At 64.6% G+C, this 25,499-nt stretch carries 21 protein-coding genes and 1 tRNA gene; 15 read left to right on the forward strand and 7 right to left on the reverse strand.

Annotated elements, in window-relative coordinates:
* Positions 1-2: 2 nt before the first annotated feature.
* The gene (locus JJT62_RS00795; protein ID WP_202070790.1) at positions 3-989 is read right to left on the reverse strand and encodes an MDR family oxidoreductase; all 987 of its coding nucleotides are present in this window, start codon (positions 987-989) and stop codon (positions 3-5) included.
* A 374-nt stretch (positions 990-1,363) separates the two neighbouring features.
* Between JJT62_RS00795 and JJT62_RS00800 the strand changes: the two genes are divergently transcribed.
* Positions 1,364-1,771 (forward strand): MucR family transcriptional regulator, encoded by a 408-nt coding sequence (locus tag JJT62_RS00800; RefSeq protein ID WP_202070791.1) that lies wholly within the window; start codon positions 1,364-1,366, stop codon positions 1,769-1,771.
* Between the two features lie 90 nt (positions 1,772-1,861).
* Here JJT62_RS00800 and JJT62_RS00805 read toward each other — a convergent pair whose 3' ends face one another.
* The gene (locus JJT62_RS00805; RefSeq protein WP_202070792.1) at positions 1,862-2,224 is read right to left on the reverse strand and encodes a TIGR02300 family protein; all 363 of its coding nucleotides are present in this window, start codon (positions 2,222-2,224) and stop codon (positions 1,862-1,864) included.
* A gap of 172 nt (positions 2,225-2,396) precedes the next feature.
* Between JJT62_RS00805 and JJT62_RS00810 the strand changes: the two genes are divergently transcribed.
* From JJT62_RS00810 to JJT62_RS00820, 3 genes are all read left to right on the forward strand, one after another.
* Positions 2,397-2,470: transfer RNA gene (locus tag JJT62_RS00810), tRNA-Gly, on the forward strand.
* 593 nt (positions 2,471-3,063) lie between these two features.
* Positions 3,064-3,438: a transcriptional regulator gene (locus JJT62_RS00815; protein WP_202070793.1), complete on the forward strand. Its 375-nt coding sequence runs from the start codon at positions 3,064-3,066 to the stop codon at positions 3,436-3,438.
* Positions 3,435-3,815: a diacylglycerol kinase family protein gene (locus tag JJT62_RS00820; protein ID WP_246744635.1), complete on the forward strand. Its 381-nt coding sequence runs from the start codon at positions 3,435-3,437 to the stop codon at positions 3,813-3,815. The genes JJT62_RS00815 and JJT62_RS00820 overlap by 4 nt, the downstream gene beginning before the upstream one ends.
* Here JJT62_RS00820 and JJT62_RS00825 read toward each other — a convergent pair.
* The 3 genes from JJT62_RS00825 to JJT62_RS00835 form a co-directional block, all read right to left on the reverse strand.
* A complete protein-coding gene (locus tag JJT62_RS00825) occupies positions 3,812-6,148 on the reverse strand; it encodes a Tex family protein (RefSeq protein ID WP_202070794.1) in 2,337 nt (778 codons plus the stop codon). The genes JJT62_RS00820 and JJT62_RS00825 overlap by 4 nt on opposite strands.
* A 397-nt stretch (positions 6,149-6,545) precedes the next feature.
* Positions 6,546-7,139: a hypothetical protein gene (locus tag JJT62_RS00830; protein ID WP_202070795.1), complete on the reverse strand. Its 594-nt coding sequence runs from the start codon at positions 7,137-7,139 to the stop codon at positions 6,546-6,548.
* Positions 7,123-9,132, reverse strand: coding sequence for a hypothetical protein (locus JJT62_RS00835; protein WP_202070796.1), 2,010 nt, complete (start codon positions 9,130-9,132; stop codon positions 7,123-7,125). Before JJT62_RS00835 ends, JJT62_RS00830 begins: the two co-directional genes overlap by 17 nt.
* A 673-nt stretch (positions 9,133-9,805) precedes the next feature.
* Here JJT62_RS00835 and JJT62_RS00840 point away from each other — a divergent pair.
* The 4 genes from JJT62_RS00840 to trpB all read left to right on the forward strand — a co-directional run bounded on the left by JJT62_RS00840 (position 9,806) and on the right by trpB (position 16,682).
* Positions 9,806-12,919 carry a helicase-related protein gene (locus JJT62_RS00840; RefSeq protein ID WP_202070797.1) on the forward strand — a complete coding sequence of 1,038 codons (3,114 nt, stop codon included), beginning with the start codon at positions 9,806-9,808 and terminating at the stop codon, positions 12,917-12,919.
* A 200-nt stretch (positions 12,920-13,119) separates the two neighbouring features.
* Positions 13,120-14,532, forward strand: a complete 1,413-nt coding sequence (locus JJT62_RS00845; protein WP_202070798.1) for a mannose-1-phosphate guanylyltransferase/mannose-6-phosphate isomerase — start codon at positions 13,120-13,122, stop codon at positions 14,530-14,532.
* Positions 14,533-14,602: 70 nt separating this feature from the next.
* A complete protein-coding gene (locus JJT62_RS00850) occupies positions 14,603-15,244 on the forward strand; it encodes a phosphoribosylanthranilate isomerase (protein WP_202070799.1) in 642 nt (213 codons plus the stop codon).
* A 199-nt stretch (positions 15,245-15,443) separates the two neighbouring features.
* Complete coding sequence (gene trpB, locus JJT62_RS00855) at positions 15,444-16,682, forward strand: tryptophan synthase subunit beta (protein WP_202070800.1); 1,239 nt, start codon at positions 15,444-15,446, stop codon at positions 16,680-16,682.
* A 187-nt stretch (positions 16,683-16,869) separates the two neighbouring features.
* On the opposite strand, the gene JJT62_RS00860 is transcribed toward trpB, so the two are convergent.
* Complete coding sequence (locus JJT62_RS00860; protein WP_202070801.1) at positions 16,870-17,427, reverse strand: TetR/AcrR family transcriptional regulator; 558 nt, start codon at positions 17,425-17,427, stop codon at positions 16,870-16,872.
* A gap of 111 nt (positions 17,428-17,538) precedes the next feature.
* Here JJT62_RS00860 and JJT62_RS00865 point away from each other — a divergent pair, with 111 nt between their 5' ends.
* From JJT62_RS00865 to JJT62_RS00890, 6 genes are all read left to right on the forward strand, one after another.
* Positions 17,539-18,876 carry a cytochrome P450 gene (locus JJT62_RS00865; protein ID WP_246744636.1) on the forward strand — a complete coding sequence of 446 codons (1,338 nt, stop codon included), beginning with the start codon at positions 17,539-17,541 and terminating at the stop codon, positions 18,874-18,876.
* 13 nt (positions 18,877-18,889) lie between these two features.
* Positions 18,890-19,393 (forward strand): GFA family protein, encoded by a 504-nt coding sequence (locus JJT62_RS00870; RefSeq protein WP_202070803.1) that lies wholly within the window; start codon positions 18,890-18,892, stop codon positions 19,391-19,393.
* Between the two features lie 126 nt (positions 19,394-19,519).
* Positions 19,520-21,193, forward strand: a complete 1,674-nt coding sequence (locus JJT62_RS00875; RefSeq protein ID WP_202070804.1) for an acyl-CoA dehydrogenase family protein — start codon at positions 19,520-19,522, stop codon at positions 21,191-21,193.
* A 61-nt stretch (positions 21,194-21,254) separates the two neighbouring features.
* A complete protein-coding gene (locus tag JJT62_RS00880) occupies positions 21,255-21,926 on the forward strand; it encodes a hypothetical protein (RefSeq protein WP_202070805.1) in 672 nt (223 codons plus the stop codon).
* A gap of 439 nt (positions 21,927-22,365) precedes the next feature.
* A complete protein-coding gene (locus JJT62_RS00885; RefSeq protein ID WP_246744637.1) occupies positions 22,366-22,650 on the forward strand; it encodes a hypothetical protein in 285 nt (94 codons plus the stop codon).
* A gap of 111 nt (positions 22,651-22,761) precedes the next feature.
* On the forward strand, positions 22,762-23,223 hold the full coding sequence (locus tag JJT62_RS00890) for a host attachment protein (protein ID WP_202070806.1): 462 nt from the start codon (positions 22,762-22,764) through the stop codon (positions 23,221-23,223).
* 232 nt (positions 23,224-23,455) lie between these two features.
* Here the strand turns inward: JJT62_RS00890 and ccrA are convergent, their stop codons facing one another.
* A complete protein-coding gene (ccrA, locus tag JJT62_RS00895; protein WP_202070807.1) occupies positions 23,456-24,712 on the reverse strand; it encodes a crotonyl-CoA carboxylase/reductase in 1,257 nt (418 codons plus the stop codon).
* A gap of 268 nt (positions 24,713-24,980) precedes the next feature.
* Here ccrA and JJT62_RS00900 point away from each other — a divergent pair, with 268 nt between their 5' ends.
* Positions 24,981-25,445, forward strand: a complete 465-nt coding sequence (locus tag JJT62_RS00900; RefSeq protein ID WP_202070808.1) for a DUF2267 domain-containing protein — start codon at positions 24,981-24,983, stop codon at positions 25,443-25,445.
* The last annotated feature ends 54 nt before the right edge of the window (positions 25,446-25,499 follow it).

Here is a 25,499-nt window from a genome sequence, read left to right on the forward strand (position 1 = left end):
GCTCAGCGCATCTCGATGACGACCCGCCCGCGTATCTTCCCGCCCACGATCGAGCGCGCCCTCTCCAGCGCCTGATCGAAGGGGATTATCTCACACATGGCGTCGATCATCGCGACGTCCAGGTCTGTCGCGAGCCGCGCCCAGGCTTCGCGGCGCAAATTTATTCTTGGCCGAACGCTTTCGACGCCGAGCAACGACACGCCACGCAGGATGAAAGGCGCGACGCTCGCGGGCAGATCCATGCCGCCGACATTGCCGCAGGCGGCGATCGCGCCGTCGAACCGGGTCTGCGCAAGCATATTCGCCAGCGTGGCGCCGCCGACCGTATCGACGCCGGCGGCGAAGCGTTGGGTTTGCAGCGCTTTGCCGGGGGACGAAAAATCCTCCCGCGTCAATATTTCGGCCGCGCCGATGGATCTCAGATAATCGGCCTCGGCGGGACGCCCCGTGATGGCGGCGACGCGCCAGCCGGCCTGCGCCAGGAGGGCGACGGCGAAGGAGCCGACGCCGCCAGAGGCGCCGGAGACCACGGCCATTCCGTCAGCGGGCGAGAGGCCATGCCGCTCGAGCGCGAAAAGACAGAACATGGCGGTAAGCCCCGCCGTGCCGATCGTCATCGCGCGCGCGGGCGTCAACGCTCCGGGGAGCTTGACCAGCCATTCGCCGGGGAGCCGGGCCTTCTGCGCGAAGCCGCCAAAATGCGCCTCGCCCAGGCCGCAGCCCGTGGCGACGACGAGGTCCCCCGGCGCAAAACCCGCATGCGCCGATCGGGTGACCCGTCCGGCGAGATCGACGCCCGGAATCATCGGAAAGCGGCGCACCACCGGGGCTTTTCCGGTCACCGCCAGACCGTCCTTGTAATTGATGGCCGAGTAGAGCACCGCGAGATCGACGTCGCCGGGCATCAGCTCGTCCTCTGTCATCTCCACATAATCGGCGCTCTGGGCGCCCGACTGGACATCAATTCGTACGGCCCTGAAAGTGGACATTGCGGCTCCAAGTCGAGTCGAACAGGCAAGGCATTGTGTTACTGCTCAATAACCATCCTCCATAACCTCATCTAGGCCGATCTTCGCCTGTTCGTCCCATGGACGGGCTCAAGACTTTGCGATTCTGGGCGGCTCTGCGCTGCTGCGGCGCGCTCGAAAGAGAAACATATGGCGTAAATGAGATGACCTAAATTTAATGGAGCATAATTCTTGATGCAGGGGGATAAATGGCATAAATTGACGTTTAGTCTTCGCCTGTTCGATAAAGCCCGTCGCGTAAAAGGTTTTGTCCGAGCTATTTGAAGCGGCGACGCTTCCCGAGAGAAGACGCCAGCCCTCTCAGGGTCCCCACGTGACGCAATAGGCGCCCTTAAATGAACCTGCCCAACAATATCGAACTCGCCGCGGACATTGTATCGGCCTATGTCAGCAACAATTCCGTGCCAGCCTCCGATCTGCCTCAGCTCATCAGCGAAGTATATAATGCGTTGCAGCGCGTCGGCTCCACCGTGGCCGCCGCACCGGCCGAGCCGCCGAAGCCCGCCATCGCCCCCAAGCGCTCGGTGACGAACGACTACATCGTCTGTCTCGAAGACGGTAAGAAGTTCAAATCCCTGAAGCGCCATCTGCGCACGCAATACGGCCTCTCGCCCGAGGAATATCGCGAGAAATGGGGCCTGCCGGCCGATTATCCGATGGTCGCCCCCAATTACGCCCAGGCGCGCTCCAATCTCGCCAAAGAGATGGGCCTGGGTCAGCAGCGCCGCCGTCGCGGCAAATAATCATTCCTCAACACAAACAAAAAAACCCGCGGCGCTCGCCGCGGGTTTTTTGTTGGCTATTTCGCCCCCACGCCCGAAAGGGCGCGACGCTCACCCCTCGTCGTCGGTCTCGATGTCGCCGTCGATGAGGCCGGAGACGTCGTCGTCCTCGCCCTCTTCCTCTTCGAGGAAGGTGTCGTCGTCGCCGGCGTCGTCGATCTCGACGTCTTCGTCGACATCGAGCGTCTCGGCCGCATTCTCGCTCTCCTCGACCTCATCGAGCGACACGGTTTCGACGCCCTCCTTCTCGACCTCGCTCTCTTCCTCCTCCACGCGGCCGGGCGCGCGCGAAAGCGCGGTGATCTGGAAGATCGTCCCGCACTTCGGGCAGACGATCGGGCTCTTGTTGAGGTCGTAGAATTTCGTTGCGCAGGACTGGCATTGGCGCTTGGCGCCGAGTTCCGGTTTGGCCACGGTTCGTTGATCCTTACGAAAGGGGCAGCGTTGGAACGCCCGCCTGTTGATTGACCATCGGGCGCTCGGGTTAGTGGGCTCCGGCGGCGCTGTCAAATAGATAAATGCGCGCGGCCCACGCGACGGATTCGCCGTTGCAAAGCGGCGCGCGGCTTGGCATAGAAAAAGGGTCGCGGGTGTAGCTCAATGGTAGAGCAGCAGCCTTCCAAGCTGAATACGAGGGTTCGATTCCCTTCACCCGCTCCATTTTTCTCAAAATGCATAGGGAGGCGATTATGCCGAAAATTTTAGACAACTTCGCCTGCTTTCGAGCGCACGTCCAAGCGCCGTAAGGGCTTCAACTCCGAAACCCATGTGAAGCGCGGCGCGCGAATCATTCACGGCGATAAGGAGCTCGTGGAAAAGCTCGGCCGCGCCGATCCCTGTCCCTGCGGCTCCCTGAAAAGCTTTCAAGCGCTGCTGCTTGAAGACCGGCCGCTATGACGGCGTCGAGCGGGACCATTACTTTCAGAGAATGAGCCGCGCGTGTTCCGGCGTCATGGCCGCGCTTGTCGCGGCCATCCACGCCGCGCCGACGCGGAAAGCTTAAGAATATGAGCGGGACCAACGCCGCTTCTTCTCCCCGCGTGTCGTCATGTCCCGGCGTAGATGCCCGCGACAAGCGCGGGCATGACGCGGCTGCGGAGGGTTTGTTACCCCGAATTCCGCGCCCTGAGATGGGCCCGCGCGCGCTTGACGTGCGCCCGGGCCACCGCATACTTTGCCATGCAAAGCTTAGGCGGAGGCTTGGCCTGGCGGGCGGCCGGGGTTGCCCCGGTCGCTAGTGACGGAGGAGACAGGTGCCGCGGCGCGAGACCGAGAAAGGGCGTTTCGCCTATGAGGGCCTCGACCGCGTCATTCACGAGAAGGCGCGCCTCGCCCTTCTGACCGCGCTCCTCTCTTTTCCGAAGGGCTTGCCATTCTCGGAGCTCAAACGCCTTTGCGGCCTGACGGACGGCAATCTCAGCCGCCATCTTGCGGTGCTGCAGGAAGACGGCCTCATCGCCATCGACAAGCGTTTGGAGGAGAATCGCCCTCTGACGACCTGCCGCATTACGAGCCCCGGACGCAAACGCTTTTCCGACTATCTGAAAGTGCTCGAACGGCTGGTCGACGACGCCGGCAAAGCGTCCGCAGGGCTGAGTGTCCGCGATTCGGGGAGAGCAAACCCTTGAAAAAGCCGGGCGCCTTTTCGCCGCAGGCGCGGTTGAAAAGCTTCTCCTATGCTTTCGCGGGGCTAGGCTTCATGCTGCGCTCCCAGCACAACGCTTGGCTTCACGCCGGCGCAACCATTGGCGTTGTGGCGGCGGGGCTTGCCTATAAGGTCCGGCCCGAGGAATGGCGCTGGCTCTTTGCCGCGGTGACGACCGTCTGGGTGGCCGAGGCGGTGAACACCGCCTTCGAGCATGTCTGCAATGTCGTCTCGCCGCAGCATCATCCCGAGGTCGAGAAGGCGAAAGACGTCGCCGCCGGCGCCGTTCTGATTGCGGCGCTGGGAGCGGCCGCGATCGGCGCGAGCGTTTTCGCCCCCTATGCGATCGCCTCTTTTTAACGCCCGCCCTTCTGCTTCATCGCCGCCAGCAGCGCTTCGCCGAGTCCGCCGGGGCTATTGCCGGCCGGCTTGCCGCCCTTCGGCGCCGAGGTGAATTGCTGCGGCCCGCGCGGGCGCCCCTGATCGCGGCCGGCGCCGCCGCCGCCCTGCCCGCCCTTGCCCTGCTGGCCCGGGGCGTCGTCGAGGCGCATGGAGAGCGAGATGCGCTTGCGCGGCGCGTCGACCTCCATGACCTTCACTTTGACGATGTCGCCGGGCTTCACCACGCTGCGCGGGTCTTTGACGAACTCCTTCGACAAGGCCGAAATATGCACCAGACCATCCTGATGCACGCCGATGTCGACGAAGGCGCCGAAGGCGGCGACATTGGTGACGACGCCCTCCAGGACCATGCCGGGCTTCAGATCGTTGAGGGTCTCGACGCCCTCCTGGAAGGTCGCGGTCTTGAAGGCGGGGCGCGGATCGCGGCCGGGCTTCTCCAATTCCGCCAGCACGTCGGTGACGGTCGGGACGCCGAAGGTCTCGTCCGCGAATTGCGCGGGCTTCAGCTTACGCAATTCGTTCGTATTGCCGATCAGCGATTTGATGTCGGTCTTCGCCGCGTCGAGGATGCGGCGCACCAGCGGATAGGTTTCCGGGTGTACGCCCGAGCGGTCGAGCGGATCGTCGCCATCGATGATGCGCAAAAAGCCCGCGCTCTGCTCGAACGCCTTGGGGCCGAGGCGCGGCACCTTCTTCAATTCCGCGCGCGTGCGGAAAGGCCCGTTGGCGTCGCGATGCGCGACGATATTGGCGGCGAGCGTCTCGCCAAGGCCCGACACGCGCGCCAGCAGCGGGGCGGAAGCCGTGTTGACGTCGACGCCGACGGCGTTCACGCAGTCTTCGACTACAGCGTCGAGCGCGCGCGATAGCTTCATCTCGGAAAGGTCGTGCTGATATTGCCCGACGCCGATCGATTTAGGCTCGATTTTCACGAGCTCGGCGAGCGGGTCCTGCAGACGTCGCGCGATGGAGGCGGCGCCGCGCAGCGTCACATCGAGGTCGGGGAGTTCCTTGGAAGCGTATTCGGAAGCCGAGTAAACCGAGGCGCCGGCCTCCGACACGACGATCTTGGTGAGCTTCAACTCCGGATGCTTGGAGATCAGCTCGCTCGCGAGCTTATCCGTCTCGCGTGAGGCCGTGCCATTGCCGATGGCGATGAGCTCGATCTTGTGCTGGCGCGCCAAGCTCGCGAGCGTGGCGATCGACTCGTCCCAGCGCCGCTGCGGCTCATGCGGATAGATGGGGGTGGTGGCGACGATCTTGCCGGTCGCGTCGATGACCGCGACCTTTACGCCGGTGCGAAAGCCCGGATCGAGGCCTAGGGTCGCGCGCGCGCCGGCTGGCGCGGCGAGCAGAAGATCGCGCAGATTTTCGGCGAAGACGCGAATGGCTTCGTCTTCCGCGAGACGCCACAGGCGCGCGCGCGCGTCGACCGAAAGATGCAGCTCGATCTTGGTGCGCCAGGCCCAGCGCGCCGTATCGGTGAGCCATTTATCGCCGGGCCGGCCACGATCTTCGATCTGATAGCGCCGCGCGATGCGGCTTTCATAGCCCCCTAAGCCGGGCTCTGCCTCGGGCGCCATTTCGAGCTCCAGCATCTCCTCCTTCTCGCCGCGGAACAGCGCGAGGATGCGGTGTGAGGGAAGCTTGGAGATCGGCTGCGAAAACTCGAAGTAATCGGAATATTTAGCGCCGGCGGCTTCCTTGCCCTCGCGCGGCTTTGATTTGAGAACCGCCTGCTGCCAGTGGGTTTCGCGCAGCGCGCCGATGAGGTCGGCGTCTTCCGCGAATCGCTCGACGAGAATGGCGCGCGCGCCCTCCAGCGCCGCTTCGACGGTCGCGACATTCTTCTCGGCGTTGACAAAGGCTTCCGCCTGAGCCTTCGGGTCCTTGTCGGGCGCGGAGAGCAGCGCCTCGGCGAGCGGCGCGAGGCCGGCTTCGATGGCGATCTGCGCCTTGGTGCGGCGTTTGGGCTTGAAGGGCAGATAAATATCTTCGAGGCGCGCCTTATTGTCGGCCTCCATGATGACGCGCTTCAGCGCGTCGTCGAGCTTGCCCTGCGACTCGATCGACTCGAGAATCGCCTTGCGGCGCTCTTCGAGCTCGCGAAGATACCGCAGCCGTTCTTCGAGCTTGCGAAGCTGCGTATCGTCGAGCTGGCCCGTCGCCTCCTTACGGTAGCGGGCGATGAAGGGCACTGTCGAACCGCCGTCGAGCAAGCCGACCGCAGCCTCCACCTGCCAAGGTTTCGCCGCAAGTTCCTCGCTCAGCCGCTCGACGATCGACGCCATATGCTCGCCTCTCTCCGTGAAGGGAGGGAGGCTTGTAGCCAAGGGCGGCGGGGCAAGTCAAAGACGGGGCGGCCGGCGGCGCGATTCGCGCACAGGCAATTTTACGGCACGTGAGAGGGCGCGGACATGCGGCGGCCGATAAAGTGGCGTTGACGCCCCTCGTGCTTCGAGACGCCTGCTGCGCAGGCTCCTCAGCATGAGGGGCTTCTGCATCTACGCCAAACACTTAGGCCTCTTCCTGAGGAGCGAGCAAAGCTCGCGTCTCGAAGGACGAGGCCGCCTCGGAGGTTTGTCGACGAGTGAATTTCTGGCAAACCAGTGCTCAGAAACTGTCCGTGCGGCGGCGATTCGACCAGAGTCAGCGGCTTCGCAGCGAGAACTGTTACGGCCCCTTCTCCTAATCCTTGCGCCCGACGAAGCGCGGGTCGCCGCCGAAGATCGACGACAGGGCCCGTGCGGTCTTCATGAAAGCGCGGCCCTGCGCGGTCAGACGCCAGCCGTCCGGTCCCTGTTCGAGATTGCCGGAGAGCGCCTGCTCCTTCAGTCGCCGGTCGATCTGCGCCCAATCGTCCACATAGACGCGCACAAAGGCGTCGCGCGCTTCCGCCGCAGTCACCGGACGATCGGCGGCGTCGAACTGCGACAACATGAAAACCGAGATCGACCGATCGGCTGTGATCGGTCCCAAAACGAAAGCCGCAAAGAGCAGCGACGTCGCGACCATGGCCGCGCCGAGCGCGTCGGCGCCGTCGATCCCGAAGCGGCGCGGCAGGCGCGCGGCCGCCGCCGCAACCAGCACGATCAGCAGGAGGAAGTCGACAATGAGCGCGCCGACGCCGCGATAGAACATGACGCCGGGACCAAGAAGAGCCAGCGCCGCGCGCAGCAGCGCGACGAAGATCACGCCGCCGACGAGGGTCGCCGCGGCGTAGAGAAGGACGAGCGCGAAGGCGCGGCGGAGTGTCGACCGCGTCTCAGTCATTTGCGTCATGATGGGCGCCGTTCAGGAGATAGACGCGGAAATTTTGATTGGCGTAGGCGGGCGCCGCCGTCGCGGTCCAGGCGCCGGGCGCGGCAAAAACCGGGTCGCGCGAAGCGACGACCAGCGCCGCGATATTATGGCGCGCCGCACGACGACGCGCCTCGTCGAGCGAGAGCGTTGCATCCACAAAGATCGGCCCGAGGAAAGCGATGCGCTCGTCGATCTCGGCCTCGCGGGCGCCGAAGAGCCGCGCATTGTGCCGATCGGCGACGGCGACAGGAAAACGCCCATAGAGCCCATAGCCATAGGCGCGGTTCTTTTCAGGATACGCCTGCGCGACGGCGCCCGTCGGCAGATGCGCGTCCAGCCAGCTCCAGGCCGCCATCTCGTCGGCGAGCGTCGCGCGCAAGTGCTCGAGAGGGAAATAAAGGCGCAGTTGCGCGACCGCGACGCCCAACGCCAGATAGGCGAGGACGAGACAGGCGCCGGCGGAGACGCCGATCCCGCCGCGAAACAAATGCCCTTGCCGCGCGGCCGCGGCGGTCCAGACGAGCGTGGCGAATTGCGCAAAGAGCATCGCCCGCCAGCCAAGATCGTTGAGAAGGACCGTCGAGCGAAAGAATGAACCGATCAGCAGGGAGGCGACGGTAAGGCAGATGAGCAGCAAGCCGAATTCGCTCGCGCGCCCCCGCCGGCCCGCCTTGCGCCAGAAGACCACGGAGCCAAGCGCGAAGACGCCGAAATCGATGAGATAGAAGAGCGGTATCGACAGGCCGCGGTACATCGTCCCCGCCTCGCGCGAGCCGGCAAGGATGTCGATCCATTCCGGGCCGCGCAAGGCGAAGCCGATCGGCGTCGCCTCGCCCCCTCCCCCGACGCGCGGCAGCAGCGTCACGAGCCATGGCGCAGCCAGGCCAAGCGCAAGAACGCCAGCAATGCCGAGACGAATCGCATCTTCGGCCCGGCGCCGCCAGAGAAGGGAGAGTAGCCAGAAGCCGGCGCCGAGCGCCGCCGGCATGGCGACATAGACGGATTCGCCCGCCATGGAGGCGAAGGCGAGGCCCGCGAGCGCCACGCGCCGCCAGTCGGCGCCCGGCGCGGTGAGCGCGATAAAACCAGCGAAGGCCGCGCAGAGCGCCGCGACGTGATGCGGCACCCACATCACGCTGTTGAACCAGGAGGTGACCTGCTCGTCCCAATCGGTGAAATGCAGGAACAGAAAGTCCGCGCTTCCCCCGCCCGCGACATAGACCGTCATGAGCGGCAGGAAATCGAGGCCCGTGGCAAAGAGCAGCGCCAGCAGCAGCGCATTGCGCGCCCGAGGCTTCGGCTCTGCAACCCCGACGGCCGTTTCCGCGCCGCTCTGCGCAAGCGCCGCCTGGGCGAGCGCGAATAGCGCGAAGCCGATCAGCGGCGCGCAGGCATAGGCGGCATGGCGCGCGGCGACGCCGAGCGGCGCGCCGACGACAGCGACCGCGGCGGGCAAGGTGTAGAAGAGGTAGTAATAGGACATCCCCCGGCCCGGATCGTAAAAGGTCGGGCTCCAGGGCGGCGCGCCGGACTGCGCCAGCGACCAGGTCGCCGCGGCGTGCTTCACATAATCGACGGCGAGCAGCGAATGCTGCAGCTTGCCGACGCCGGGCATGTCCACGAGCAGCGCCGTGGCAAAGATGATCCAGAACAGCGCGACGCCTATCCAGGCGGGATGTAGCCGCGAGGTCGTCACGCCCGGCCGCGCCAGCGCTACCCAGCCCAACGCCGCAAGCGCCAAGGCGGCGATCGTCATCGATTCGGGCCCGAGGCGGGCGGCGAGATTGAGGATCACGGGGACGCAGCCGAAGCCGCAGATCAGCGACAGGCCCAGACGCTCGAGTCGGGAGCCTTCGGCAAATCCCGGGAAACGCAGCCGGTCGGCAATGGCCGCGCCGGCGCCGCTGACGATAAGCGACAAGAGAGCGAAGGCTTCGAGAGTGGCGCAAATTTCACTTAAGGCAATGCCCATGCGCGCCCCGAAACGTCCGGTTTTCCTATGATTCACGCGCACTATGCGGGCGACAGCTTAAGGCCCTGTTTATCCGCATGCGGCGGGGCGACTACCGTAAAGCTCCCGCATTAACCATGCTGGGGAACGGCGGCGGCGGGGGCCAAGATCACGGAACGCGGCACAGGCTCGACCCGCCGGCGCCGGAATGAGACGATTTCCTTAACAGCCCACCGCTTTCCGTCTCGCGCGACAGAACGCGCTCCAGCGGGGCGGCGCTACATTTTGCGCCCCTACCAAGTGGCGCCACAAGATCTAAACGGAACCAACCAGCAACCAGCCAGAGAAGCGATTCGTGCCTGCTCCGTTCTCGCTTCTGCCGGCTGGTTAATTGGCGCGCCAAAAGCTGCTCGTTTCGAGGGTTGACAGAAGCGGCCCCGCGAGTCCCGCTGCCCGTCCGATCTTGCGGACGGAACCAAACCCAATATCTACCATTTCTGGGTCGCACTTAGGCAGGTCACACCATATCTGGTTGGAACGAAGCGTGACTCGGCGCGAGTCAGCGATTCGGCCGCGATTCGTTCGCCGGCTGTTCAGAAGGTGAATTCGCGCTCCGTCGAAAGTTCCGTTATGAGACGGCCGCACCGGCGATAACGGCGCCCGGGGTCAGAAAAAAGAAAAGCGACAAATTCTCATGCCGCCGCTCCCGCCTGGAAGCCGCGCCGCCGCCCATGGGGTCGCGGCGGTGCTCGGCCCCACCAACACCGGCAAGACCCATCACGCGATCGAGCGGATGCTCTCCTTTCCCACGGGGATCATCGGCCTGCCGCTGCGGTTGCTGGCGCGCGAGGTCTATGGCCGCGTGGTCGCCAAAGTCGGCTCCGAGGCCGTCGCGCTGATCACCGGCGAAGAGAAGATCAAACCGCGCGCGCCGGCCTATTGGATCTCGACTGTCGAGGCGATGCCGCGCGACATCGACGTGGATTTCCTCGCGATCGACGAGATCCAGCTCGCCGCTGATCTGGACCGAGGGCACATTTTTACCGACCGGCTTTTGCGCTGGCGCGGGCGGCAGGAGACCCTGCTGATCGGCGCCGACACAATGGCGCCGCTAATCGGCGAGCTTTTCCCCGGCGCGCCGATCTTTTCGCGCCCGCGCCTGTCGCGGTTGACCTTCGCCGGCGACAAGAAAATTTCCCGCCTGCCGCCCAAGACCGCCATCGTCGCCTTCTCAGCCGAGGAGGTCTACGCCATCGCGGAATGGATCAAGCGCCAAAGGGGCGGCGCGGCGGTGGTGCTCGGGGCGCTTTCGCCGCGCACCCGCAACGCCCAGGTCGAACTCTTTCAATCGGGCGACGTGGATTACATCGTTGCGACCGACGCCATCGGCATGGGACTCAATCTCGACGTCGATCATGTGGCCTTCGCCTCCGACCGCAAATTCGACGGCTGGCGCTATCGCCGCCTCACCCCGGCGGAATTCGGCCAGATCGCCGGCCGCGCCGGTCGCCATATGAGCGACGGCGCCTTCGGGGCGACCGGCCGCTGCCCGCCTTTCGAGGAGGAGCTGATCGAGGCGCTGGAGGACCATCGCTTCGATCCCGTCCAACTCCTGCAATGGCGCAACAGTAATCTCGACTTCTCGTCGATCCAGGCGCTGTCCCATTCGCTGGACAAGACGCCGGACCATCCGCGCTTCACGCGCGCACCCATCGCCGTCGACCAGTTGACCCTGGAGGCGGCGAGCCGCGACGAAATCGCGCAGAAGAACGCCAAAACCCCGGCCGACGTCACAAGGCTCTGGGAAGCCTGCCAAATTCCCGATTATCGCAAGACCTCGCCGGCCGCCCACGCCGATCTCGCTCTATCGGTCTTTTCTTTCATCGCGCGGCGCGGCAAAATTCCACCCGATTGGATGGCGAAGCATATCGACGCCGTCGATAGGGTCGACGGCGACATCGACACGCTGTCCAACCGGCTTGCGCAGGTCCGCACGGTCAGCTTTATCTCGAACCGTTCTGGCTGGCTCGATGACGCCGAGCATTGGCAGAGCGTCGCGCGTCGGGTAGAGGACAGCCTGTCCGACGCGCTGCACGCCCGTTTGACGCAGCGTTTCGTCGATCGCCGCACCAGCGTGCTGATGCGCCGTTTAAGAGAGAATGCGATGCTCGAAGCCGAAATCAACGCCGCCGGCGACGTGCTGGTGGAAGGCCAGCATGTCGGGAGCCTCCAGGGCTTTCGCTTCACGCCCGATCCGGGGGCGGCCGGCGAAGCCGCCAAGGCCCTGAATGCGGCGGCCCAGAAGGCCCTTGCCGGGGAGTTCGAGGCGCGCGCCACCCGCGTCTTCGACGCCGTCGACGACGCCTTCGTGCTCGGCAATGACGGCGTCATCCGCTGGCTCGGCGAGCCTGTGGCGAAAATCGCGGCCGGCGCGAGCGTGCTCACGCCCACGACCCGCATCCTCGCCGACGAGCAGCTCACCGGCGCGGCGCTGGAGAAGGTCCAGACCCGCCTCAATCTCTGGCTGGCGCAGCATGTGAAAAAGCTGCTCGGCTCGCTGGAGACGCTCGAAAAGGGCGAGGGTCTCGAGGGCGTCACGCGCGGCGTGGCCTTCCAGATCGCCGAGGATCTCGGCGTGCTGGACCGCGCCCGCGTCGCCAAGGACGTGAAGTCCTTCTCCCAGGAGGACCGCGCCGCCCTGCGCAAGCTCGGCGTGCGATTCGGCGCCTATCACATTTATCTGCCGCTGCTGCTGAAGCCGGCGCCCCGCGCTTTGGCGTCCCTGCTGTGGGCGCTGCAGCACGGCGGGCTCGATACCGTGAAAGGGCTGGAGGAAGTGCCGCATCTTGCGGCCTCGGGCCGCACCTCCTTCGCGGCCGATCCCACGATCCACAAGGGCTTCTACCGCGCCGCGGGTTTCCGCGTCTGCGGCGAGCGGGTGGTGCGCGTCGATATTCTGGAGCGCCTGGCCGATCTCATCCGCCCGGCGATCGCCTATAAGCCCGGCGTCACGGCGGGCGAGCCGCCCGCCGGCGCGGCCGATGGCGAGGGCTTCGTCGTCACCGTCGCCATGACCTCGCTCACCGGCTGCTCGGGCGAGGCTTTCTCTTCGATTCTGAAGTCGCTCGGCTATGCCTCCGCGCAGCGCCCGGGTCCGGCGATCACCGTGCCGCTGATTCCGGCCGCCTCGACCGAGCCGATCGCGCAGAAGCCGGCGGGCGAGGAAGAAGCCGCCGCAGAGGCGGCGAGCGAGACGGCTGCCGAGACTGCGCCGCCTGAAACGCCGGCGGAGCCGGTCGCGGAAGCCCCGGTGGAAACGGCCGTCGACGTCGTCGCGGAAACCGCCGCCATTGAGGCGCCGGCAGAGGCGACCGCGGTCGAAGCAACCGCCGAGGCGCCCGCCGCCGCGGAAGGAGCCCCGCCGGAAGCGCCCGCCACGATCGAAGTCTGGGCGCCGCAACGCCACGCCCATGCCGGCCCGCGCCGCCATCAGGGCGCGCCTCAGCGCGGACCGCGCGAAGGCGGCGCCGAGGGCGAACGCCGCCCGCCCCGCCGCGACCGTCCGCGCCAGCCTGAAGGCGCCGCCACGGCCGCGGAAGGCGCGCCCCGCCCCGCCGGCAAGCCGCATTTCGACAAGCCGCGCTTCGACAAGTCGCGGCCCGACCGGGGCCCGCGCGACGACAGGCGCTGCCGGCCGGGCGGCGGTTTCGCGGCTCCCGAGAGACGCGAGCGCCAGCCCGATCCGGATTCGCCCTTCGCAAAGCTCGCCGCGCTCAAGGCGGAGCTGGAGAAAAAGGGCAAAGCCTAATCGAGCTGCTGGACTCCAGCCAAATTCTCGACAAGAAGTGAGCAGAAATGACATTCTGCTCACGGCGACAGAAAAGCCTTGTCTGAATTTTTGAAGGAGGCTCGCGCTTTCTTCTTCTGGTCTGCTTAAGCTATCGGTGAAGAACGGTTTTTTAGGCCGCAAGCGACGCAGCCCAAAATCGTTGGCCGGAGAAGGACTGAATGATTAAAATCCTTCCTGTGATCATGTGCGGGGGCTCCGGAACGCGCGTCTGGCCCGAGTCGCGGGAGAGCCTGCCGAAGCAATTTATTCCGCTCGTCGGCGAGCGCTCGACCTTTCAGACGACCATGGCGATGCTGGCCGACCCGGCCTTCGAGACGCCGATCGTCATCTCCAACAGCGACTATCGCTTTCTGATCAACGATCAGCTACGCGCGATCGGCGCGCAAGCCGACATCGTGCTCGAGCCCTCGCGCCGCGATTCGGGCCCGGCGGTCGCCGTGGCCGCCGGCCTCGCCGCGCGCCGCGCGCCCGAGACGATCGTCGTCGTGCTCGCCGCCGACCATGTAGTGCGCGACCGCGCCGGCCTCGTCGCGCTTTGCAAGAAAGCCGCCGAAGCCGCGTCCGAGGGCTATATCGTCACGCTCGGCGTCAAGCCCGATCATCCGGCGACCGGCTACGGCTATCTGCGGCCGGGCGCGCCGCTGCACGAGGGAAGCGAGGTCCTCAAGCTCGACGCCTTCGTCGAAAAGCCCGACCGCGAGACGGCGCAGCGCTATATCGAGGCCGGCTATTTCTGGAACAGCGGCAATTTCATCTTCCGCGCCGACGTCATGCAGGCCGAGATCGCGCATTTCGAGCCCGAAATTTCCGAAGCGGCCGAAGCGGCGATCGACGGCGCCGCGCGGGATCTAGATTTCTGCGTGCTGAACGCGGAAGCCTTCGCCCGCGCGCCCAAGAAGTCGATCGACTACGCCGTGATGGAGAAGACCGAGAAGGCCGCGCTGATCCCCGCCGACATCGGCTGGTCGGATGTCGGCACCTGGCGCGCCGTCTGGGAGCTGTCGGAGCGGGACGCGCAGGGCAATTCGGTGCGCGGCCAGGGCGTGGTGATGGACGCCAAAAACGTCCATGTGCGCTCCGAGGACACGCTCACAACGGTCGTCGGCGTCGACGACGTCATCGTAGTGACGACGCAGGACGCCGTGCTGGTGTTGAACCAGGAGCACGGCGACAAGGTGAAGAATCTCGTCGACGAGTTGAAGACGCAGAACCGCCGCGAGGCGGCGGCGCATAAGCGCATCTTTCGCCCCTGGGGCTATTACCAGTCGATCGACGAGGGCCAGCGCTATCAGGTGAAGCGCATCGTGGTGAAGCCGGGCGAGCGCCTGTCGCTGCAGAAGCACTTCCACCGCGCGGAACATTGGATCGTCGTGCGCGGCACGGCGGAGGTCGGCCGCGACGACGAAGTTCATCTCGTGCACGAGAATGAGTCGATCTATCTGCCGATCGGCTGCAAGCACCGCCTGATCAACCCCGGCAAGATCGATCTGGAGCTGATCGAGGTGCAGACCGGCTCCTATCTCGGCGAAGACGACATCGTCCGTTTCCAGGACGTGTATAATCGGGGATAAAAGGACCGCGCGCCTTCGGGCGCGCATTCAAGCCGAGCGAGCCTGAAGGCTCGCGGTCCGAGGGGCTGCAGTGTCCGATACGCTCGTCAAAATCTGCGGCCTGTCTTCGCCCGAGACCCTGCTCGCGACAATCGCCGCGGGGGCGGATATGGCCGGCTTCGTGTTCTTCGAGAAAAGCCCGCGCCATATCGATCTGGAGACGGCGCGCACGTTGGGCATGCTGGCGTCGGGGCGCATTCGCAAAGTGGCGCTGACGGTCGACGCGGACGACGACGCGCTCGAAGCAATTGTTGACCACCTCGAGCCCGACCTTCTGCAATTGCATGGGCGCGAAACCCCGGCGCGCGTCGCCGCGGTGAAGGCCCGATTCGGCCTTCCCGCGATCAAGGCGATCGGCGTTGCTACCGCCGAGGATGTGGCGGCCGCGCAATCTTATGAGGACGTCGCGGATATTCTGCTGTTCGACGCCAAACCGGCGCCGGACGCTGCGATTCCCGGCGGCGCGGGCGTCCAGTTCGACTGGGATTTGCTGCGCAACATCAGCGCGAAACATTGGATGCTGTCGGGCGGCCTCGATGCCGAGAATGTCGCCCAAGCGCTGCGCCGCACGGGCGCGCCGGCGGTGGACGTGTCGTCCGGGGTCGAGCGTGAGAGGGGCGTCAAGGACGCCGGAAAGATCAGCGCCTTTCTCGAAGCCGTCCGCTCGCTTTGATTTGGAGCCGGAAGGCTCTAAAGGTTCTCGCCGAGACGAATAGCTGCATGCACCCCCTCCCTGTCCCTCCCCCGCTTCGCGGGAGAGGGGACGCTCGCGATCAGCAGCGTCGATGAAGGCGGCGGCCTGACTCCCTCTCCCGCGGAGCGGGGGAGGGTTGGGGAGGGGGCGAAAGGCGACCGCAAAGAGGAACCGCTCCGTGACCAAGCCGCTTCCCAATTCCTTCCGCGCCGGCCCGGACGAGAACGGCCGTTTTGGCATTTTCGGCGGCCGCTTCGTCGCCGAGACGCTGATGCCGCTCGTGCTCGATCTGGAGCGCGCCTATAACGAAGCCAGGAACGATCCCGCCTTCCACGCGGAGCTCGCGCATCTGCACACGCATTATGTCGGGCGCCCCTCGCCGCTCTATTTCGCCGAACGCCTGACCGAGCATGTCCGCCAGAATGCGGAGGAGGGAAAAGGCGCGAAGATTTACTTCAAGCGCGAGGAGCTGAACCACACCGGCTCGCATAAGATCAACAATGTGCTGGGGCAGATTCTGCTCGCCAAGCGCATGGGCAAGAAGCGCATCATCGCCGAGACGGGCGCCGGCCAGCATGGCGTCGCCACGGCTACGGCCTGCGCGCGCTTCGGGCTCGAATGCGTCGTCTATATGGGCGCCGTCGACGTCGAGCGGCAAAAGCCCAACGTCTTCCGCATGAAAATGCTGGGCGCCACGGTGAACCCCGTGCAATCGGGCGCACGCACGCTGAAGGACGCGATGAATGAGGCGTTGCGCGATTGGGTGACCAACGTCTCCAACACTTTCTATTGCATCGGTACGGCCGCCGGGCCGCATCCCTATCCGGGCATGGTGCGCGATTTCCAGTCGATCATCGGCAATGAGACGCGCGCGCAAATGCAGGAGGCGGAGGGGCGCTTGCCCGATTCGCTCGTCGCCTGCATCGGCGGCGGCTCCAACGCCATCGGCCTGTTCCACCCCTTCCTGGACGATCGCGACGTCGAGATTTACGGCGTCGAGGCGGCCGGCCACGGCGTCTCTGTGCCGAACGGCCATGCGGCGTCGATTGCGGGCGGCCGGCCGGGCGTGCTGCACGGCAATCGCACTTATCTGCTCATGGACGACGACGGACAGATTCTTGAAGGCCACTCGATTTCGGCGGGCCTGGATTATCCCGGCGTCGGCCCGGAGCATAGCTGGCTGCACCAGACCGGCCGCGTGAAATATCTCAACGCCACGGATAAGGAGGCGCTCGCCGCCTTCCAGATCTGCTCGAAACTCGAGGGCATCATCCCGGCGCTGGAGCCCTCGCACGCGATCGCAAAAGTTCTCGAGCTTGCGCCGCAAAAGCCGCAAGATCATCTGATGGTGATGAATCTGAGCGGTCGGGGCGACAAGGATATCTTCACCGTCGCGGAGGTTCTCGGCGAGATGTGACCCGTCATTCCCGACGCTCGCTTCGCGAGCGATCGGGAATCCAGAGCAGCATTAGGCTATTTTGGCTCTGGATTCCCGGTCGGGCTTTCAGCCCGCCGGGAATGACACATCCCACCGCGCGCTGTCCAAGCGGCAATGGTTTGAGGCGCATTTCGCCCTCGTCCATCCCAAGGATGAGGGCGAGCCGTTACTGCACAGGCTCTTCCGGCTCGCTGAGACCGAAGAGCCGGTTGCCTGTTCGGCGAATCGCCGGCAGGCGCGGATCGTCGGGGTCCTCCAGCAGCCATTGCGCGCCGACAACCGCGCAATATTGCACGAAGGCGAAGGACATCGGATCGTCGACGTCCGGGCGCATATGCGTCAACAGGCACGCGAGCCCCTCGATTCGCGCGCAGTCGACCTGGTTCAATATCTCGCGCACGATCGGCTCGCTCGCCGCGAGACGCCGGATTTCGCGCTCGAAACGGAAATCCAGCTCGAAGGGCTGCTCACGCATCAGCGCGCGGACTTCCGCTTCGGATTGCGCGGCCTCGTAACGCTTGCCTGCAATTTCGATCACCTGCGTGCGCCAGCGCTCCATCATGGCGCGCAGGAAGGCGTCGCGGTCTTCGAAGTGGTGGTAGAAGCTGCCGCGCGTGCGCCGCGCCGCCGCGGTGAGGCGGTCGATCGTCAGCGCCGCCGGCCCTTCTTCCGCCAGCAGCTTTGCGCCGAGCGCCAGCCAGTCTTCCTTCTTGAAACGACTCATAGGGTTAGGCTCGCACAGCGCGCGGCTCTTGCCAAAAACATACTATAAGGTATGGTATTGCCATTATCGATTCATCAGGGGCGACCCGCGATGCTTCACGATCCCGATTTCATGCCTTTCACCCCAAATGAGCGTCCGAGTTTTCGCTCGACCCAGCGTAACTTCCTCGAAAACTGGCCGCCAGCGGCGTATCGGGAGGGATTCTGGTCGTTGCGGGGCATTTGGCCGATCGTGCCGAAAACCATCTATCTGACGGACCCGGCCCTCATTGAAGAAATGCTGCTCACGCGCGCGGAATTTTTCCAACGCGACGTGATGACAATTCAGGCGCTTTCAGGAGCAATCAACAAGGGCTCGTTGTTTTTTGCAGAGGGCGTCGATTGGAAATGGCAGCGGCGCGCTTTGGCGCCGGCGTTCCGGCACGAAAATCTTCTGGCGTTGACTCCAATCTTCGCGCGCTGCGCCGGGGAGCTTTGCCAAGCCTGGCGCCGAGAACGGCCGACCGCGCCGATCGACGCCATGAAAGCGATGTCGGAAGTCACTTTCTCCATCATCGAAAGCGCCGTTCTCGGCGCGCAGGGGACATTCGACCGCGAGCGGTTCCTCACCGCGCTCACGCGGGCGCTTTCAGGCGTCAATTGGCAGCGCATATTGGCGCTGCTCAGCCTGCCGAACTGGCTGCCCTTTCCGGGATCGTCGCAGATCAACCGGGACATGCGCTACCTCTATGACGAAACCGCGCGGATCGTCGCCGCGCGCCGCGCCACCCGCGCCCAGACGCTCGCGATCGTCGATCTGATGCTCAACGCGACCGACCCCGAAAGCGGCAGGGCGATGACGGATTCCGAGCTCATCGGCAATCTCTACGGGCTGATGGTCGCCGGACACGAAACCTCCGCCGTGGCGCTCGGCTGGAGTTTGTGGCTGCTCGCAAAGGATCAGGCGTCGCAGGAACGGCTGCGCGCGGAGGTCCAAGAGATCGCCGGCGCCGACGACATCGGGCCGGAGACGGTCGAGAGGCTGCAGTTCACGAAACAGGTCGTTCAGGAGGCGATGCGCCTCTTTCCGCCCGCTGCGGCCATCGGCCGCCAGCCGCGGGAAGATACGACGCTCGGCCCGCATAAGGTCCTCAAGAAGGAGCCGATCTTTGTCGCGATCTGGGCGCTGCATCGTCACGAGAAATTATGGGACGAGCCGAGCGCCTTCGACCCCGACCGTTTCGCGCCCGAAAAGGCCAAGGCGCGCCACCGTTGCGCCTATTTGCCCTTCGGCGCGGGCCCGCGCATCTGCATCGGCATGAGCTTCGCTATGCTGGAGATGACAGCCATCCTTGCGACGCTCGTCCGTGATTTTCGTTTCACGACGGTCGACGGCCATCGGCTGGAGCTTGCCCCTGACTTTACGACGCGGCCAAGGGGAGGCCTGCCGCTGTGGGTGACGCCGGTTTGATGAGGGGAGCCGAATGGGACTCACCACCAGAATATCCTCCTGCGCCTGCGGGCGCGTCCGTTGCGAAGCCATCGGCGAGCCGATCCTGAGCGCCGTTTGCTATTGCGCGGATTGCCAGGAAGGCGGTCGGCGCATCGAAGCGCTCCCCAACGCCGCGCTGGTCCGCGACCCAGACGGCGGCACGCCTTATTTGACCTACCGCGACGATCGGTTCCGTTGCGTCTCTGGCGCCGATCTTCTCGAGGAGCATCGGCTGAAACCCAATTCGCCGACGCGAAGAATGGTCGCTTCCTGCTGCAACTCCGGCATGTTCGTGAAATTCGACCCGGGGTTCTGGGTCTCGACCTATCGGCTCCGATACGACGGAAACCCGCCGCCGATCGAAATGAGAACCCAAACGCGCCACCGAAAGTCGGAAATGGAATTGCCGTCCGACGCGCCGAGCTATCGGGGATTTCCCTTGAGGCTCTTTTTGAAATTGGGCGCGGCGAGAATTGCGATGCTGACGGGACATTAGGGCGGCGAACCCGAGAGATTTGCGGATGCCCCTTCCAGTTGCGTCCCGGGCGAAATGGCGGCATGTAGGGCGCAAATTTTTCCACAGGCCGCGCCCTCAACGGGCCCTATTCCAGACAGGAAAGAAATGACCGCAGCCGTCGCGACGAAACTCGATCCCCAAAGCTGGCTCGCCAACGCCAAGGAGGCGCTCGCCGCCGTCGAGGCGCTCTATAATGACGCGCTCGCCAGCGTGCGCGCCCGCGTGACGAAGGACGGCAAGCTCTCCAACGAGCTGATCGAGGCCGACCAGCACGCCGCCCACGGCCTCTCCTGGTTCGCGACCTATGTGCAGGGCCTTAAAGAGCTCATCGACTACGCCGAGCGCCTCTCGGCCGAGGGCGCCTATGGCGAGACGGAAGAGCTGCTGAACCAGATCGGCTACGCCGAGCTGCTCGCCCAGGTCTATGGCGGCATTCCGATGAGCCAGGGCGAATTCGTCCGCCTGTCGGACTTCGGCCTTTCCTCGGCCAAGGTCGCCGCCGCGCGCCCGGCCTGCGTCGACGCGCTCATTCTTTCGGGCAACACGCCGGCGAACCGCGCCCGCCTCGCCGAGCTGATCGACCATCATTCGGCGGCCGAAACCATCGGCGCCTCCGGCCTCGACGAGACGCTGGAAGCCATCCGCAGCGAGATGCGCAAATTCGCCGCCGACAATGTCGTGCCCTTCGCGCATGAGTGGCATTCCAAGAACGCCTATATTCCGCTGGAAGTGATCGGCGGCCTCGCCGAGCTCGGCGTCTTCGGCCTCACCATCCCTGAGGAATATGGCGGCTCGGGCATGGGCAAGATCGCCATGTGCGTCGTCTCCGAGGAGCTGTCGCGCGCCTATATCGGCGTCGGCTCGCTCGGCACGCGCTCCGAGATTGCGGGCGAACTTATTCTCGTCGGCGGCACGGAAGCGCAGAAGCAGAAATATCTGCCGGGCATCGCGGCGGGCGAAATCCTCCCCACCGCCGTCTTCACCGAGCCGAACAACGGCTCCGACCTTGCGAATCTGCGCACCCGCGCCGTGCGCGAGGGCGACGTCTACAAGGTCACCGGCAACAAGACCTGGATCACCCATCCGGTCCGCGCCGACATCATGATGCTGCTGACCCGCACTAACCCCAACGAGAAGGGCTATAGGGGCCTTTCCATGTTCGTTGCCGAAAAGCCGCGCGGCACGGATGAAAATCCCTTCCCCGCCAACGGGATGACCGGCGGCGAGATCGAGGTGCTCGGCTATCGCGGCATGAAGGAGTTCGAGATCGGCTTCGATAATTTCGAGGTGCCGGCCGAAAACCTCCTCGGCGGCGAGGAGGGCAAGGGCTTCAAGCATCTCATGGAGACCTTCGAATCCGCCCGCATCCAGACCGCCGCCCGCGCGCTGGGCGTGGCGCAATGCGCGCTCGACCTCGGCCTGAAATACGCCAAGGAGCGCATCCAGTTCGGCAAGCCCTTGTTCGCCTTCCCGCGCGTCTTCAACAAGATCGTGTCGATGGCGGTGGAGGTTCACATCGCCCGCCAGATCACCTATTTCGCGGCGCGCGAGAAGGACGAGGGCAAGCGCTGCGACCTCGAAGCCGGCATGGCGAAGCTGCTCGGCGCCCGCGTCGCCTGGGCGGCGGCGGACAACGCCCTGCAGATTCACGGCGGCAACGGCTTCGCGCTGGAATATCCGGTCTCCCGCGTCCTCTGCGACGCCCGCATCCTCAACATCTTCGAGGGCGCGGCGGAGATTCAGGCGCAGGTCATCGCCCGGCGCCTGCTGGAGGGGTGACAAGATTGCTGACCTCCGCCCGGCGCCTCGGGCGGAGGTCTACATTTTCACGAGACCTTTTATGAATTTCTCATACATAAAATCTCACCGGAAGTTATTCGTAACTTCTGTGCTGCTATCCTGTGGATTTTTGCTTGTTTATGGCGCTGAAAATCGATCTGTCACTATCGATCTTCCCGACGCCGACTACCAGCTGACCTATTCCATCCATTGGGGACTGTCGATGGAGGAGCGGTTTTACTTTAAGCGCCGGTGGCTGCCGATAATCTCACATTCTAGCGACTGGCTCGGCATACCAGAACGGCCCTACAATACGTCAATTATGCTATATTTCTCTCGCGAGAAAAAGACATATTATCTTGGACACGGTAATTTTGTTTTTACATTCGATGTCTTAACTGGCGAATTACGTCGGCACTGCAATTCAGAAGGTATTGTCGAATATACCGAATTGTCGGATCGCTTTCGTAGAATGACTTATGATGAACGGCGCCGCGAATTGGACCTTCTGACCCCGGGCGCCAAGGAGCGTCCACAGATGGCGAGAAAAAACCTGACCGGGGATTATCCGACTGCCCCGCCAGCCTCGCTTTTTTATCGAGGCCTTGATTACGTCGGAGAATTCACGCTGATTTATGAAGAGTCGAAAAGTCAGCGCGGCAACGACGCGGGCTTCATCCCCTCCTCCAAAGCGCCCGAAAGACCCTATGGATTAAGCGGAACATGTGGATGACAGACACTCCGGCGGCAATCTATAGGCCGTCCAAGCTGCTCGACGCCCGCATCCTCAACATCTAGGGCGCGGCGGAAATCCAGGCTCAGATCATCGCCCGGCGCCTGCTGGAGGGCTGATTTCCTCCGTCCTTTCAGGTTGGAACGCTATTTGCGGGGTCCCTTACGGGGCCCCGTATTTTGTTGGCTTGCCGACAGCTTTGTCGGCTCGCTGTCGCATGCTCTGCTCAATGTTTTTGCAGTGCGACAACATGGCGCGGAGCCTTGTTATCCTTCGGGATAGCTTTTCGAGGCAGGTTGGAATTTACTCTGGCGAAAGCTTCTCGGCGCAATATATGTTGCAACGCACAAGCACGGCGACATACATGAGCTAGAGGTCGGCGCGTCCACGAGCGGGAAAGGTTTTTCCGGCACGATGGTGACGGGCCAAGGAGGTTACGATGTTGGAAGCAGTCAAAACATATCTCCAGGATTGGTCGGACGCCTGCGAATACGCGAATGAATGCGCCCCGGACCTCTCCTTCCTCGGCAATGGCGAACCCTTCACGGCGCTGCTGTTCGTGGCGGCCGTGTGCTATCTCGCCTGGGCGGTGAACGAGGCCGGCATCAAGCGCCGCGTGGCCGCGCTTGCGGGCGTCGCGCCCCAAGCCGCTGGCGATCTGAAGACGGTTGTCGAGAAGCTGACGCCAGCCCCGGCGGCGCCCCCCGAGAAGCTCGCCGCCTGATACAGATGAGACGTGGGTAGGCGCGTCCTTTCGACGCGCCACGGCCACGCTTGCTCTCCCCTCCTCCAGCCGCCACATCCAAGGCGTGAGCTTTTGTGAGCGAGGGACGCTATGAGCGCAGTTGCTGTCCATAATGGCGCGTGGGTTCTGATCGGCGATGGCCGACGCGCGCTATTCTTCTCCAACCACGGCGACGCCGAAATTCTCGACCTGCGCGTGATCGAAACGCGCGTCGAAGAAAATCCGCCGACCCGCGAGCAGGGATCGGATGCGCCGGGTCGCGCCTTCGCCGCCGCCGGCTCTCACGCGCGCAGCGGCATGGGGAATGTGGACTGGCATGAGCTCGAAGAAGAGCGCTTCGCCCGCGCCATGGCCGACCGCATCAACGCCGCCGCCGAAAGCGGCGAGCTGAAGGAAATCGTCATCGTCGCCCCGCCCCGGACCTTGGGCGAAATCCGCAAGGATCTGAGCGCCAAGGCGCAAAGCAAGGTCGCCGGCGAGCTGGACAAGGATTTGACCAAGCACCCGCTGCCGGAAATCGAGAAGGCCCTGGCGCTGAAGCCGCAGGCTTGAGCCGACGTCTTCACGCATTGCAGAACCGCCATGGCCGGGACAAGCCCGGCCATGGCGAGATAGGTTGCCCCTTACGGCAAGGGCGGCCCCGGAAACGGGGTCGTGGGCGGGTTACAGCCCCACCACTACGTTGCGGCGCGAACCCACCCGGCGGCCGTCGGCCGCCGACCTCCCCCGTAAAGGGGAGGTATTTGGCGCCCACCGCCCAAGCCTTGCTACTCCCAAGAGCAGCTTACTTTTTCTTGTTGTAAGCCTCGACCACGTCCTCGACCGTATGCAGGCCGGGCTCGGGGGCGTTGATCAGCACGGCCATATTGCCGGGGGCGTGCTCGTTCTTCCACATCTTCATATGCGCCAGCGGGATCTTGTCCCAGGCGAAGACCTCCGACATGCAGGGGTCGACGCGGCGGTCGATCACGAACTGGTTGGCGGCGGCCGCCTGTTTCAGATGCGCGAAATGCGAGCCCTGAATGCGCTTCTGGCGCATCCACACATAACGGGCGTCGAAGGTGATGTTGAAGCCCGAGGTGCCGGCGCAGAACACCACCATGCCGCCGCGCTTGGCGACGAGGCAGGAGACCGGGAAGGTCGCTTCGCCGGGATGTTCGAAGACGATGTCGACGTCCTTCTTGCCGGTGATGTCCCAGATCGCCTTGCCGAACTTACGCGCTTCCTTGGTCCACTCGACATATTCGGGCGAGTTGACCTTGGGCATCTGGCCCCAGCACTTGAAATCCTTGCGGTTGATCACGCCCTTGGCGCCAAGCGACATGACGTAATCGCGCTTGGATTCGTCCGAGATCACGCCGATGGCGTTGGCGCCCGACGCCGCGCAGATCTGGACGGCGAAGACGCCGAGGCCGCCCGAGGCGCCCCACACCAGCACATTGTGGCCGGGCTTCAGCTCATGCGGCTCATGGCCGAACAGCATGCGATAGGCGGTGGCGAGCGTCAGCGTATAGCAGGCCGATTCTTCCCAGGTGAGATGCTTGGGGCGCTGCATGAGCTGGCGGTCCTGCACGCGGCAGAACTGGGCGAAGGAGCCGTCCGGCGTCTCATAGCCCCAGATGCGCTGCGAGGCGGAGAACATCGGATCGCCGCCGTTGCATTCCTCGTCGTCGCCGTCGTCCTGATTACAATGGACGATGACTTCGTCGCCGACCTTCCAGCGCTTCACCTTGGAGCCGACGGCCCAGACGATGCCCGCCGCGTCGGAGCCGGCGATGTGATAGGGGTGCTTGTGCGCGTCGAGCACCGAGATCGGCTCGCCGAGCGCCGCCCAGACGCCGTTGTAGTTGACGCCGGCCGCCATCACGAGAACGAGCACGTCATGGCTGTCGAGCTCCCAGGTCGGCACGACCTCGAGCTGCATCGCCTGATCCGGCGGGCCGTGACGCTCCTTGCGCACCACCCAGGCGTACATGTTCTTGGGAACATGGCCGAGCGGCGGAATTTCACCCAACTCGTAAAGATCTTTTTTATCGGTCAACGTCGCGTCTCCTCGGGCGCTTCTTTGGTCGCGGCGGCCCGTCGGTCGAATTCCTTCAGGGATGACGGCCTCTTCGCGGTCGCCGTCCCGCCGGGCGCATTCATATACGGGGAATTCTTTGGGGTGAAGCTCCCCTTAAAGCGCCGTTCAGAGACTTAACTAAGGCGATCCGACGCCCGCCCCAGCTTGCGGGCGCGCGGGCGACGCATAATTCTGGACATCGGGGCAGATTGGGCGCGGGGCGAAGGCTTTTCGAAAGGCGTGCGTCATGAGCGACACCCAGGTATCCGCGCTCGATCACACGGTCCAGCTCACCAATGTCTGGCTCAAGAGCCTGGCCGAGGACTGCCAATTGGGCGACCGGCCGCACGCCTATAGCGCGCTGCGCGCCGTGCTCCATGCGCTGCGCGACCGGCTGACCCCGGAACAGGCGATGCATCTTGGCGCGCAGCTTCCCATGCTGGTGCGCGGGCTTTACTTCGAAGGCTATCGGCTCGCCGACAAGCCCGATGTTCAACGCCGGATCGAGCAATTCGAGGAGCGCATCGCCATCGAGCTGCCGCCGGGCTTCCCCGTCGACGTGGCCACCGCGGCGCGGGCCGTCTTCGAGGTGTTGTGGCGGGAGCTGGATTTCAACGAAACGGCGAAGGTCGTGTCCGACCTGCCCATGCCGCTGCGCGAACTGTGGCCGGAGGAGGCGCAGAAGCAGGCGAAGGCGCGGTCGGAGGAGTGAAAGGCGTTCACGGCGCTGCGTCTAAGGCGTGACTTGTCAAAACGTCCCTCTGTG

It is taken from the genome of Methylocystis sp. Sn-Cys, assembly GCF_016745395.1.
Taxonomy (GTDB): domain Bacteria; phylum Pseudomonadota; class Alphaproteobacteria; order Rhizobiales; family Beijerinckiaceae; genus Methylocystis; species Methylocystis iwaonis.